The sequence below is a fragment of the Mycobacterium sp. genome (assembly GCF_032159765.1).
GTDB lineage: Bacteria > Actinomycetota > Actinomycetes > Mycobacteriales > Mycobacteriaceae > Mycobacterium.
Genome location: NZ_JAVHWM010000118.1, coordinates 1 through 12,081 on the forward strand (window position 1 = coordinate 1; position 12,081 = coordinate 12,081).

The window sequence follows — 12,081 nt, forward strand, 5'->3', positions numbered from 1 at the left end:
GCGCGCAGCGGGAGGTCAGCGCTCGTCAGCAATCCCGGCGGAGCGGCGACTACCGACCTGATCGCGTTGAGCGCCGGCAACCCCGTGACCGTCATGCCGATAGACGCGAAGTTGTCCGGATTGGAAAGGTCCACACCGGGTTTCGGGAAGACCATGTGCTTGTTATAAATGCACGGATCGCCCTTGATCTTGGTGATGTAGCAGCCTTTGATGTCCCAGCTCGGGTCGGTGTGCGGGGTCATCTGCCATTCGAGGTGCGTCTCCACCCTGGGCACCCCGTCGACCATGCCCTGGTACTTGATGTAGTTGCCGCCCAGTGAGCCCTTCGGCAGCGTGTACCACCCGAGGTCGACATCCTTCGTGCAGGCACCCAACTCGTAGCTGAACTTGACGTCGTCGAGCTGAAGGTCGAAACAGTCGGCCATCATCAGCACGCTGTCGGCGAAGACCCGGGTGTACTTCTCCAGCTTGCCCGGAATCCCCGGATCGTCCACGGGCAGGCCGTATCCCACCTCGATCCAGGTGTCCTTGCTGTGGTGGCAGGACACGTCGACGGACTCGATGGTGGTGACGTTCTCGATTTCGGCGACGTCGGCCGAGCACACCACGCCGAGGATCTGGTTCAAGCCCGGATTCATGCCGGTCCCGTAGAACGTCGAACCGCCCTTTTCGCAGGCATCTGCCAGCAGCTGCGTGACACGCTTGCCCGACGGGTGAGGGTGGTTCTTGTCGCGGTGCCATCCCGTGATCCAGTCGGCGGTGGTGACGATATTAATACCGGCTTCAAGCACTTTCACGTAGAGGTCCTCGTCGGGAAACACACCGTGAAACGTCATCACGTCGGGCTTGGCGGCGACGATCTCGTCAACGGAACCGGTGGCGACGACGCCGATCGGCCCGATGCCCGCGATGTCGCCGGCGTCGCGCCCGACCTTTTCCGTTGTGTAGCAATGCAAACCGATCAGTTCCAGGTCGGGATGAGTTGCGATGCGCTTGATCATCTCGGTGCCGACGTTTCCTGTCGCCACCTGGAACACCCTGGTCGGCGTGCTGTTCATCTAGTGAGGCCTTTCTAGTGTCGGCTCGGGGTAGAATTGGTTGGCCCACTTGCGGATAGCGGTGAAGCCCTTGTTCTCGTCGGTGGTCAGCGCGGGCGGGTCCGAATAGCGCTGGTGGCGCCAGATGTCGATGTCCTGAGCGAACTGCCGGATCACTTCCTGCCCAAAGGCTTCGGCTTTTGCCTGCGCCTTCGGCGAGTCGTCGCCAGGGCGGCGGCCGATGTAGACCATGAAGCGCACATCGGAGGTGCGCTCGTCCACGGGCGTGACTGCCGAGATCGTCCGGTTGTCAATCATGCCCCAACTTTTCGTCACCGCGATGCCCAGCCCGCCGTTGATCGCCTCCACACGGCTGTCGACGTCATCGATGGACTGGTTCTCGTCACCCTCGAACGTGATCGTGAAGTCGACGAACGACACCGGTTCGTCGAAGTCGTGGCGGGTGAACACCGGAACGATCGGTGTCTTGTGGACGTACTTGAAATGCGCGAAGTCCACACCGTTTTCGAGCACGTACTGCGGATGGATCTCCAGGCTTTGGCGGAAGAGGGTCGCCTGCGGGTAGTAGTCGGCGGCGCCGCTGTCGTCGTTGAAGCTCGCGAACACGTCGGGCACGTCGAAGTAGGGTTCGCGGCCGTCGACGTCATGCCAGATGTACACCGACTCGTTGCGCTCGACGACCGGGAACGTGCGGATACGACGGCCCCGGTTCGGGCGGGGCTCATACGGGATGCACACATTGCGGCCTTCGTGATTCCACTGCCAGCCGTGGAAGGGGCACTGGATGACCTCCCCCTCGACGTGGCCGCCGTAGCCGAGATGGGCTCCGAGGTGCTCGCAGTACGCGTCCATCACAGTCAGCTGACCCGACTGCGCGCGCCATGCGACGAGCTCGCGATCGAAGTACTTCATCCGGTGGACGTCGCCGATCTCGATTTCAGACGACCACGCGACCTGAAACCATCCCGTCGGTTTCATCGACAACGCCGGCTTCGCCATACAGAAAGAATCACAGAAGGTTCTTTGAAAGTCAAGATCCGGGGGCTACGATCCAGGGATGACCGAGCCCGTCACAAGCGTGCGACGGACCAATCGGCGCGGTCAGGCCACCCGCGAAAGCATGCTGGACGCCGCGCTGCGGTCGCTGGCGTCCGGTGACACCGGCGCCGCGTCGGCTAACCGCATCGCGAAAGAGATCGGCGCCACCTGGGGCGCCGTCAAGTATCAGTTCGGCGACATCGACGGGTTGTGGGCCGCGGTGTTGCGCCGCACCGCCGAACGACGCGGCGAACTGCCGTCGCGGCTGCTGCGCGCGAATTCACCACTGCGGGAACGGGTTGCGAAGATCATCGACACGTTGTTCGACGGGCTGACCTCCGCTGACTCTCGGGCGATCGAGACGCTGCGCCGAGCCCTACCCCACGACGGCGCCGAACTGGAGCGGCTCTACCCGCAGACCGCGGCGGAGCTGCAGTCATGGGGGCGCAACTGGATCGACGCGTGCCAGCGGGCGTTCGCCGACGTCGACGTCGACGTCGACCCCGAGCGGATACGTGAGGTAGCCACGTTCATCCCGGGTGCCATGCGCGGCATCGTCTCCGAGCGTCAACTGGGCAGCTATCACGACCTCGACCTCGCCCGCCGCGGCCTGGCGAACGCGATCGTCACGTATCTGGAGCGATCCGACCCGGAAAGGCCCAGAGGAGAAAGGCGCTGATGGTGGGCGAACTCGAGGGCAAGGTCGCGATCGTCACGGGGACAAGCCGCGGCGTCGGTGTGGGCATCGCCCACGAGCTGCTCCGCGCCGGCGCGACCGTCATCGGCTGCTCGAGATCACCTCTGGAGGCGCTGCCCGGCGTCGACGCTGAACCCGGCTGGGCCGAGCGGTCGGCCCAAATGGTCTGTGACCAAGGCGATTACCACGCGATCGATGCGCTCGTTCAGCGCGTTGCCGACAACTACGGGCGCGTCGACATCCTTGTCAACAACGCCGGCGGGACCGTCCCAGCCCCGCACGCCGAAAGCATCCCGCAACTCGTGCAACGCCTTCAGGGCACGCCCCGCAGCGACAATGATTTCGAACGCACCGCGCTGTTCCACGCCTTCGCGGTGCAGATGAACCTGATCAGCCCGATGTGGTTCGCAATCCGCGCCTACCGGCAGATGGAACAGCAGGACGGCACGGGCTGCGTCATCAACATCTCCAGCGGCGCAGGCCATCCGGCCGGCTCGCCCACGCTGGTGTCCTACGGCGCGGCGAAGTCGGGACTGAATCACCTCACCCGCTCTCTAGCGCAGGAGTGGGGACCGAAAGTAAGGGTCAACTGTATTGCGTTGGGGCCCACAATCACCGAAAACTTCCGCGCGTTCGTTCTGCCGAAGGACGACCCGACGGGCGCGACATACTTCGAGAATGTGCCGCTTCAGCGTGGCGGCGAGCCGGCCGAGGTCGGCCGTATCTGCGTCTTTCTAGCCTCTGGCGCAGCCGATTTCGTCAACGGCACCACGATCGAGATGGACGGCGGTATGTTGCCCGGAATTCTCTACGAAGCAGGCTTGAAGACGATCACCGATCTGCTCTGAGGCACTACGGAACAGCCGGAGTGGGTCACCTAGCCGCCGGTGACCAGTAGGCCAGCATCTCGGCGAAGGTGTCGAATGCGGCCTTGGACACCCCGTACGTCGCCTCCAGGTGAATGCTCAACGGGAAACCGAGGTCGGCGACGCCGTCGATGACCCGCTTGTACAAATCGACCAGGAGCTGCCGCTTCTCGGCCGGCTCCCCTGCCGCCAACTGCTTGACGAACACCTGCTCCTGTGCGACCGCGGCGTTGCCCGGGTCCTGGATGAGCCAGTCGATGAGGCCCACCCGGTTCTCGACCTTCGGCACGAAGCCGAACGACAGGAGGATCTCCGGGCGATGGTCGGTCTCCTTGGCGAAGTCCGTCAGAAAATCGACGATCGCGTCCGAGTACAGCAGCTGCGTCATCCCATACGTGGCGCCCTGGTCGCACTTGAACGCGAACCGGCCCTGCTCGCCCTCCCGGGTAGGGATCAAGATGACCCCACGGTTGGCCACCTGTTGCGCGTAGATCGACAGCGCGTCCGTCGGCGCGACGCCGGAGCCCTCGCCGTCGTTCATCGTGCGCGGCACCCCGACGAAAACGATGCCCTCGAAACCGGCAGAACCCAGATCGGTGAGCCGATCACCCAGCGCCGCCTCATCCATGAACGCGGTGACCTGCGTGCACAGCCCTTTCATGCCGGGCAGCTCAGGCTGGATCAGTGACCAGAAGTCCAGCACGTCCAGCTTCGGCTTCATCTCGATCGGCCGGTCGTCGTCCTCGACGATCATTCCGGGAATCATCACGTGCCGGATCCGGCCTTCAATGCCGGAGGCCGCCGAGAACTGCAGCACCTTGCGCGCTTCTTCGATCGCGTGCTCGGGCCCGCGTTCCACGTTCGGTGGCACGAGCTCGAGCGCGATGGTGTTGAGCGTCACGAAGCGCCACCCTACAAAGCCGGTCTGAGGGTCAGGTCCTGCGGGCCATCAACCGCTGCATCTGCCCGTAGGCGTCGATCGGGCTCTGCAGCGCGAGCCCACCGTCGGCGAACACCGTCTGTCCCGTGACCCAGGACATTTCCAGCATCGCCACGACAGCCTCGGCGACGTCGTCCGCCTCCCCGAGCCGGCCGAGCGCGGTCCGCTCGCTTAGGGCATCGACCCAGCCAGGAAGCCGTGCGGCCTCGGCCACCATCGGTGTGCGCGTCACTCCGGGACCGACGGCGTTGACCCGGATCCCGTACGTGCCCCATTCGGCGGCCGCGACGCGCACCAGCATGTCCACGCCGGCCTTCGATACGCAGTAGGCGCCCATGTCGCGGTCCACCAGGGTTCCGCTGACGCTGGAGACAGCGACGATCGATCCGCCGGTGCCGGCATCGATCATCGCCCGCGCGACGGCGCGCAGTGTCAGCCAGGTTCCGGTCAGGTTGGTGTCGATGACCCGCTGCCAGTCGGCCGGTGATTGGTCGACGAGCAGCCCGGACGCCCCGATACCCGCGGATGCGACGAGGCGGTCCGGTGCGCCGTGGTCGGTGACGGTCTTGGCGATCGCCGCCGACACGGCGTCGGGATCGCTGATGTCGCAGTCGATGTCGCCGCCGTCGATGTCCCAGACGACGACGTCGTGTCCGGCCGTGCGGAGCCGGTCGACGACGGCGCTGCCGATTCCGGACCCGCCGCCGGTGACGATCGCTGTCATCGGGCGGGACCGATCAGTTCGACGCGGACGCCGTCGGGCGCGTTGATCACTGCCATGTCCACCGTCTTACCACCGGGGGCGGGCATCGAGATGCGCCGGACGCCGTCGTCGAAACCGAGATCCGCCAGCGCGGCAAGCGTCGCGTCCACGTCGCGCTGCAGCGACAGCAGGAAGAAGCCGAACGCAGGTGTGTCGGACGCGGGCGGGGCCGCGAGCACGTCGTCGAAGACGACCAACTCGACGATGCCGGCATTCGGGGCGGTTGGGTCACCGAGGAAGATCGACCGCAACTGCTCGGTCTTCGCGCCGAAAAGGGTGGGCCAGTCGCCGGCAAATGTGTAGTCGAAAAGCTCCGTCAGACCGAGCCCGTCGCACCAGAAGCTCGTCGACGCCTTGACATCGGAGGTGACGATGGCGATGTGGTGGACCGCGGACATCAGGGCCATGCCTCAAACGCCACCATCGATTTGAGCGGGCCGGCGAAAAGCGGTCGGACGGCAGCGTTTTCCCACCGCTGTTCGATGATCGGCACGAGTTTGCGCGTGGTTGCCAGCGTGTCGTCGTCGAGGTAGACGACGGTGATGTACTGAAAGTCGGTGTGCCAGGCCGGTGAACTAGATGCGATGGCACGGGATGTCCCGAACGTCCACGCACCGGCGACTCCCACGGTTCCCAGCAGTCGGGGGTAGTGCGCGGCGCGCAGCCATTGCAGCCAGGTATCCGGGCGGCCGTCCGTCGGCTCTTCGACGATCAGCACGACGCCGCGATGAGGCCGGAAGGGCACCACCTCCGGTGAGATCAGCGCGTGCGGAGACGCTTGGTAGTCAAGCAGTCTCAGCACCGAGATCTGCAGAGACGGCCGCACAATCGGGTACCGCCCGGCCTCCCGCAGTGCGTGACCCAACTGGATGAAGTCCTCGATCGTTTGGCCAACCGGGGGTCCGACGAGATAGCTGACCACGCTTCCGATCTCGGCGAGCGGCCCCTCGCCGGCGATCCGGGCGGCGCGATGCGCGTTGTCGGCGATCCATCGGCTGCCGAGGACGATGCCGGGCAACTGATATTGCTCGGGCATGTGGTCGAGCAGATGCCACTGCAGGTAGGCATCGTCGTCCGCCGACATCGGTGGCGTCAGGCTGTAGATCCCAGCCTTGACCCTGTTCGGCATCTGGCTGACGCTACACCCGGGTCACTCCAGCTCGGGTGACCTCCGCCGGGATATCCCGTAGGCCGCAAGCCAACCGATCCCCAAGACTCCCACCACTCCTGAGGCAGCGATGGCCCACAGATCCTTGGCCGAAAGACCAGAGGGTTCAGCGGCTGTTTTGTTGGCCAGCTTCAGCTGGTAGTCGCCGGGCAGCGGACCCTCGCGGGGTTCTTCCAGCCCCGGAAACTGTTGAGTCTTATGGACTTCGAACTGCCGCTGGCCGTCCGCTGTTTGCGTCCACTGGCCCCATGCCGGTGTCACGCCGTCGAGCAGCACCTTGTGCTCGCCGTACACGGCGTCGTTGCCGACGTCGACGACGCGGTTAACCAGGAACGGCTCGTAGGAGGCGTTGCTGTAGTTCACCGAGACGGGAACCTGGTTATACGCCAGCAGCGGCGGCGGAGGTGGGGGCGGCGGCGCGCCATAGTAGGGATCCGGGTAGTAGCCGCCACCGAAGAAGGTGCCGACTGCGGCGTTGACGAGTGTTCCGACGGTGTCGACCACCAGAGCGGTGAAGCTGTACGCGGCATATTCCAGCGCGTTCAACACGATTCGTGCCAGCGGAGGGATCCACACGATCCGCGGCTGGTTCTGGTAGACGTAGATGATTTTCACCGTCTGGTGATACGGGTTGAACAGAACAGGCCGGTAGTAGTCGTCGTACTGCACCCAGTTGCGGTCCCACTGACACGGCGCATGGTACGAATCATGTTGATACCCACCGTGTTCGTTCCAGTCGGGATAGCCGGGGCCCTTGTTCCAGTCGGGACGGCCGGGACCGTCGTTCTTGTCGGGACGGCCGGGCGGATCGAATTGGCGGTCGCCGTTCTTCGCGCTGGACAACTTGACGGTGTTCTTCAGGTCGTCGACATCGGCCTTCGATGCCGGTTCGGGCCGCTGTTCGATCGGCTTCGACGCCTTCGCGAGCTCGATGTCGGCTTCCGGCGCTTGCAGTTTCGTTGCGTCGTGGACTTCCAGCACGCGGCTGGTCTTCGAGCCCTCGGACGAGGGTGCAGACCCCGGCGCGCCAGCGCCGGACGGCGACTGCGGCGATGACTGCTCGCCGGCCAACTTCGGGGCCGGTTGGGCGATCGCGTTCGTCGGGCCCGCAGTGGGCGACGGCGACGGGCTCGCGCCTGGCGCCGGTGCGAGAGCCGGTGCCGGACTCGCGCTCGGCGAAGGTGCCACGGCCGGTGCCGGGCTCGCGCTCGGCAAAGGTGCGACGGCGGGTGCCGGCGAGGGCCCTGACACAGCCGCCGGCGGCGCGCTCGGCGAAGCCGCAGGGGCGCTCGGGGACGGTGACGCGACGGGCGCTGGCGGTGCCGCACTCTCAGGAGCTGGCTTACTTATGTTGCGCGGCACCGGGTTCGGCGTGCTCGGCGCTACCTTCGGGATTGTGGTCGTCACCGGCTTGGGCTCAGTCACCGCGGGCGGAGCCTCAGGCACCTTGGGTGGCGCACTCACCACGGGAGGCGGAGCACTCACCACGGGAGGCGGCGCCGGTGCTACTGGAGGCGGCGCACTCACCACGGGAGCCGGAGCCGGCGCGGGTGCTACTGGAGCCGGAGCCGGCTCGGGTGCCTGCGGGACTACGGGCACCTGAACTTGCGGGGGTATCTCGGGCGGTGCTGACGGAGCTGCCGGCACGACGCGCGGTTGCTGCGGCGCGGCCGCGCCATCGGGATTCCGTCCCTGACCACCGCCGCCGCCGCCAGACGCGCGGGGCGGCGCGACAGGCATCGTTATCGTAGGCCCATTGCCCGAATCGCCCTTGCCCGGATCACCGAATGCCGGAGCGATACCTCCGGTCAGCGCTGTCAACGAGATCGTCGTTCCCGTCGCCAGCACGACGATCGTCCCCCGACGTATTGCCCCGCGGCCACGACAAGCCCGAAAGATTGCACCCATCGCCGTCGACTCCCATTCATCGCTGAGGCGGCGGACCGTCCGCCACTTCTGCGACCCACCCCTTGCCGCCGCCGGAGAATCAGATGCGAGCGCGATCTGACTGCGTCGTACGAAACGAAGGCTCCATTGGCTCCTGGGGCACCCATAGCGTTAATAGGCCCATGTCCCTCGTTCGTTACTCCGAGCCCTTGGGCCGACATGAAATTGTTATTCGAGCGTCTCTTGAGTCAGTTGTGACGCCTGGTGTCTATCCGTAGGTGAACGAGAACACCTGAAGCCCCGGGCTTACTCCGACCTCGAGTTGGCCGGCTTCGGAGGCGTCGGCGCTGCCGATCTCATGCAGATTCGGTGGCCCGGTGATCGGGATAACGCTGGACTTGCCGTTGCGGCCGACCGTCAGCGTCCCGGTTCCGCCCGCGACGACGTAGACCTTCTTGGCGTGGTAGTTGAGCCGGATGGCCGACGTGTCACCGATCGCGGTCGCGCCTTGGTAATCGAGCATCCACGGGCCGGTCAACGCGAAGGCGTCGTCGGCCAGCGTCGGCGGGTACGCGAACGTCGCGGTGCCCTCGTCGTACTTTGCGGCTCCTCCGTAGTTAACCACCTTGCCCACCGAAAGGTAGGTCTCCGGCGTCTGTACGTCCCGAGGCGTCGTGTCGGCCGAATCGGAGGGCGGCGGCAGCTTCGCCGATCGATCGGCATCGGTGAGCAGTTCGCGAATCAGCTTCTCGGTGACGTCATAGTCGCCCTCGCCGAATTTGATGTGCCGCACCTTGCCGGTGGCATCGATCAGGTACTCCGCCGGCCAGTACCGGTTGCGGTAATTGGTCCATGTCGAGTACCCGTTGTCGAGCGCGATGGGATAGGTGATCCCGAGCCCGGCCGCGCCATCGGCGACGTTGGCCGAAACCTTCTCGAAGGCGTACTCGGGAGTGTGAATCCCGATCACCACGAACCCACTGTCCCGGTAGGCGTTGTACCAGGCCGTGACGTGTGGGATCGAGCGCTGGCAGTTGATGCACGAGTACGCCCAAAAGTCGACGAGCACGACTTTGCCGCGAAGGGACGCAAGGTCGAGCGGCGCGCTGTTGAGCCACCCGTCGATCCCCTTGATGTCGGGTGCCGGCCCGCAATCTTGAAGTTGCCGGCCGCTGTTGGTGCAGTTCGACAGTTGCCGATTCTGGTCGGTGACGATGCCGCCCAGGTTCAGCTTTTGCTCGACGTCGGTCTCACCGACGTGCTCCTGCAGTGAGGCGGTGTAGTCGGGAATCGAACGCTGCAGTGCGGCGGGCACGTCGAGCACCAACGCGACCGCAAGCAGGATCATCGTGATACCGCCGGCGATCCGGATCCCACGCTGACGGCGCCGAAAAGCGCCGACCCGCTCAGTGATTCGCTTTCCGGCGAGCGCAAAAATCAACAACGGCACGGCGACACCGATGGCGAACGCAACAGTCAACGTGACCGTCGGCAGCCCAATCGATCCGGTGGCGCCGGCGACCACGATCGCGGCGAGCACCGGGCCGGCGCACGGAACAAATAGCAGCCCTAGCACCAGCCCTAACCCGAAGCCATTGCCCTTGGTGCCGACTTCCCGTTGCGGGATACGGGCGAAGGGACGCTCGAGCAGCCGTTCCACCGCCGGGAAGATCAGGCCGAACCCGATCAGAACGAGCAGAACCAGTGCCGCCCAACGCATTGCGTCCTGCGGCAGATGAAGTAGCGCAAGAAGTGTCGAGCCCAGCAATGTGGCGGCACCGAAACTCAGTACCAGCCCGGCGATTACGAGAACCGGCCTGCGGCCGTCACTCGTACCGGAGAAGAAGATGACGGGCAGCACCGGCAGGATGCATGGCGATATTCCGGTGATGAGTCCACCCAGCAGACCGATCAACGCAAGCTCGAACATGCCCCCTCATTCGTCACCGGCCTCCGCTCGGATTGCCCCCGCAGATGACCCATCCGGGAGCCACACGACTCCGAAGCATCCAGTGAACGTGAACCCGTAAGGACGGCAACGGCCGTCGTACACAAAGGAGTGAGTCGATGCAGCACCTTCAATACAGGCGTGTGGCCGTAGCGGGTGTTTCTGCGGTAGCACTGATCGGCCTAAGCGCATGTGGGAACAGCGGCACGAGTTCGTCCTCGTCGTCATCGACTGCCGCTGCCAGCAGCACGTCCTCGATGTCGCCTTCGATGTCTACGACCGCACCCGCGGCTCCAGCGGCGAACCTCGTCGGAACCGGGTGCGCGACCTATGCGCAGCAAGTGCCCAGCGGGCCGGGCTCGGTCGACGGAATGGCGCAGGATCCCGTCGCGGTGGCCGCGTCGAACAACCCGATGCTGACCACGTTGACGTCGGCGCTGTCGGGCAAGCTGAATCCCAAAGTCAACCTGGTGGACACACTGAACAACGGCCAGTACACGGTGTTCGCACCGACCGACGACGCATTCAAGAAGCTGCCCCAGTCAACGGTCGACACGCTCAAGACCGACTCCGACCTGCTGACAAAGATCCTTACCTATCACGTGGTGAAGGGTCAGTTGTCGCCTGACAAGGTCGTCGGAATGCAGCCGACGCTGCAGAGTGGGTCAGTGAACGTCGCCGGGGCCGGGGAGGCTCTCAAGTTCAACGACTCCGGGCTGGTGTGCGGCGGCGTGAAGGCGGCGAATGCCACCGTGTACATGATCGACACGGTGATGATGCCGCAGTGATTGCCCGATAGCGGACCGCCGTGACGGCGCCCACCAGCCCCATTGTGCGGCGTCGTCGCGGCGAATCAAGCGGATACGTTGTGCAGCAACGATATTGGGAAGAAATCAACGATGTTGAGAGAGCAGGACCATGGACGCGGTGCGCAGCACGGTTCGCGTGATCACCCAGACTGCACTCGTCACCGCGGCGGTGACAGAACGCACGGCCGCTGCGACGTTGCGATGGGCAGTCGGCCGGGCGCCGAGAACCACGGATTATGACGATCTCGCCGCCTACGACAGCTGGTCGTCGGCCACCGGCCTGGGCCCCCTGCGTGAGAGGCCGAGGACGCAACCATGACCACCGCCAGTGCGGCGGCTGCGGCACTGAGCGCTTCATCCTGACCATAGGAGGGCGGTTATGCTACGGCACGATGACCCGATCTCCGCAGGTGGACGACGCACTGGCTGCGTTGTTGCGCCGGGTCGCGAACCGGGACGCGGAGGCGTTCGCCACTTTCTACGACCGCACCAAGGCTCGGGTCTTCGGACTGGTGACTCGCGTGGTGCGTGACCAGGGTTACAGCGAAGAGACCACACAGGAGGTCTATCTCCAGGTGTGGCAGAACGCCGCGAAGTTCGACCCGGCGGCGGGTTCGGCACTGGCGTGGCTCATGACGCTGGCGCACCGCCGTGCCGTCGATAGGGTGCGCACCGAACAAGCCGCGACGCAGCGCGATTCGCGATACGGCTCGGCGACAGCCGAGCGCGACACCGACGTGGTGGCCGACTCCGTGATCACTCGCGAGGAAGGCCGCCGAGTGGTCGAGTGTCTGGACGCGCTCACCGACACACAGCGCGAATCGATCGAACTCGCGTACTACAACGGGCTCACCTACGTACAGGTGTCCGAACGCCTTTCGGCCAATCTCGCGACAATCAAGTCACG

Annotated in this window: 14 protein-coding genes; 6 read left to right on the forward strand and 8 right to left on the reverse strand. The window is 65.2% G+C overall.

The genetic code is table 11. The features are described 5' to 3' along the window. Positions 1 to 1,058 (reverse strand): NAD(P)H-dependent amine dehydrogenase family protein (locus QOH60_RS13165; protein WP_526420934.1); only part of this gene is annotated, 1,058 nt, incomplete at its 3' end. Next, positions 1,059 to 2,057 (reverse strand): aromatic ring-hydroxylating oxygenase subunit alpha, encoded by a 999-nt coding sequence (locus tag QOH60_RS13170; protein WP_526420936.1) that lies wholly within the window; start codon positions 2,055 to 2,057, stop codon positions 1,059 to 1,061. It abuts the gene before it with no gap. Between the two features lie 58 nt (positions 2,058 to 2,115). Between QOH60_RS13170 and QOH60_RS13175 the strand changes: the two genes are divergently transcribed. Beyond that, entirely contained in the window at positions 2,116 to 2,775 is a 660-nt protein-coding gene (locus tag QOH60_RS13175) for a TetR/AcrR family transcriptional regulator (RefSeq protein ID WP_526420938.1), read from the forward strand. A gap of 2 nt (positions 2,776 to 2,777) precedes the next feature. After that, complete coding sequence (locus tag QOH60_RS13180; RefSeq protein WP_526420961.1) at positions 2,778 to 3,641, forward strand: SDR family NAD(P)-dependent oxidoreductase; 864 nt, start codon at positions 2,778 to 2,780, stop codon at positions 3,639 to 3,641. A 25-nt stretch (positions 3,642 to 3,666) separates the two neighbouring features. On the opposite strand, the gene QOH60_RS13185 is transcribed toward QOH60_RS13180, so the two are convergent. From QOH60_RS13185 to QOH60_RS13205, 5 genes are read right to left on the reverse strand one after another with little or no spacing between them, the layout of a single operon-like run. Further along, a complete protein-coding gene (locus QOH60_RS13185; protein ID WP_526420940.1) occupies positions 3,667 to 4,560 on the reverse strand; it encodes a mycobacterial-type methylenetetrahydrofolate reductase in 894 nt (297 codons plus the stop codon). A 31-nt stretch (positions 4,561 to 4,591) separates the two neighbouring features. Next, entirely contained in the window at positions 4,592 to 5,323 is a 732-nt protein-coding gene (locus QOH60_RS13190; RefSeq protein ID WP_526420942.1) for an SDR family NAD(P)-dependent oxidoreductase, read from the reverse strand. Further along, positions 5,320 to 5,769 carry a VOC family protein gene (locus QOH60_RS13195; RefSeq protein WP_526420945.1) on the reverse strand — a complete coding sequence of 150 codons (450 nt, stop codon included), beginning with the start codon at positions 5,767 to 5,769 and terminating at the stop codon, positions 5,320 to 5,322. Before QOH60_RS13195 ends, QOH60_RS13190 begins: the two co-directional genes overlap by 4 nt. After that, positions 5,760 to 6,491: a hypothetical protein gene (locus tag QOH60_RS13200; RefSeq protein WP_526420947.1), complete on the reverse strand. Its 732-nt coding sequence runs from the start codon at positions 6,489 to 6,491 to the stop codon at positions 5,760 to 5,762. Before QOH60_RS13200 ends, QOH60_RS13195 begins: the two co-directional genes overlap by 10 nt. Positions 6,492 to 6,512: 21 nt before the next feature. Next, positions 6,513 to 7,511: a hypothetical protein gene (locus QOH60_RS13205; RefSeq protein WP_526420949.1), complete on the reverse strand. Its 999-nt coding sequence runs from the start codon at positions 7,509 to 7,511 to the stop codon at positions 6,513 to 6,515. On the opposite strand from QOH60_RS13205, the gene QOH60_RS13210 reads away from it, so the two are divergent. Next, positions 7,462 to 8,133: a hypothetical protein gene (locus QOH60_RS13210; protein WP_526420951.1), complete on the forward strand. Its 672-nt coding sequence runs from the start codon at positions 7,462 to 7,464 to the stop codon at positions 8,131 to 8,133. The two genes, QOH60_RS13205 and QOH60_RS13210, sit on opposite strands and share 50 nt — an antisense overlap. A gap of 552 nt (positions 8,134 to 8,685) precedes the next feature. Here the strand turns inward: QOH60_RS13210 and QOH60_RS13215 are convergent. Next, positions 8,686 to 10,347: a cytochrome c biogenesis protein DipZ gene (locus tag QOH60_RS13215; protein ID WP_526420953.1), complete on the reverse strand. Its 1,662-nt coding sequence runs from the start codon at positions 10,345 to 10,347 to the stop codon at positions 8,686 to 8,688. A 137-nt stretch (positions 10,348 to 10,484) separates the two neighbouring features. On the opposite strand from QOH60_RS13215, the gene QOH60_RS13220 reads away from it, so the two are divergent. The 3 genes from QOH60_RS13220 to QOH60_RS13230 form a co-directional block, all read left to right on the forward strand. Further along, positions 10,485 to 11,153: a fasciclin domain-containing protein gene (locus QOH60_RS13220; RefSeq protein ID WP_526420955.1), complete on the forward strand. Its 669-nt coding sequence runs from the start codon at positions 10,485 to 10,487 to the stop codon at positions 11,151 to 11,153. Between the two features lie 139 nt (positions 11,154 to 11,292). Next, the gene (locus QOH60_RS13225; RefSeq protein ID WP_526420957.1) at positions 11,293 to 11,493 is read left to right on the forward strand and encodes a hypothetical protein; all 201 of its coding nucleotides are present in this window, start codon (positions 11,293 to 11,295) and stop codon (positions 11,491 to 11,493) included. A 73-nt stretch (positions 11,494 to 11,566) separates the two neighbouring features. Beyond that, the coding region (locus tag QOH60_RS13230; protein ID WP_526420959.1) for an RNA polymerase sigma factor at positions 11,567 to 12,081 on the forward strand (515 nt) is incomplete at its 3' end.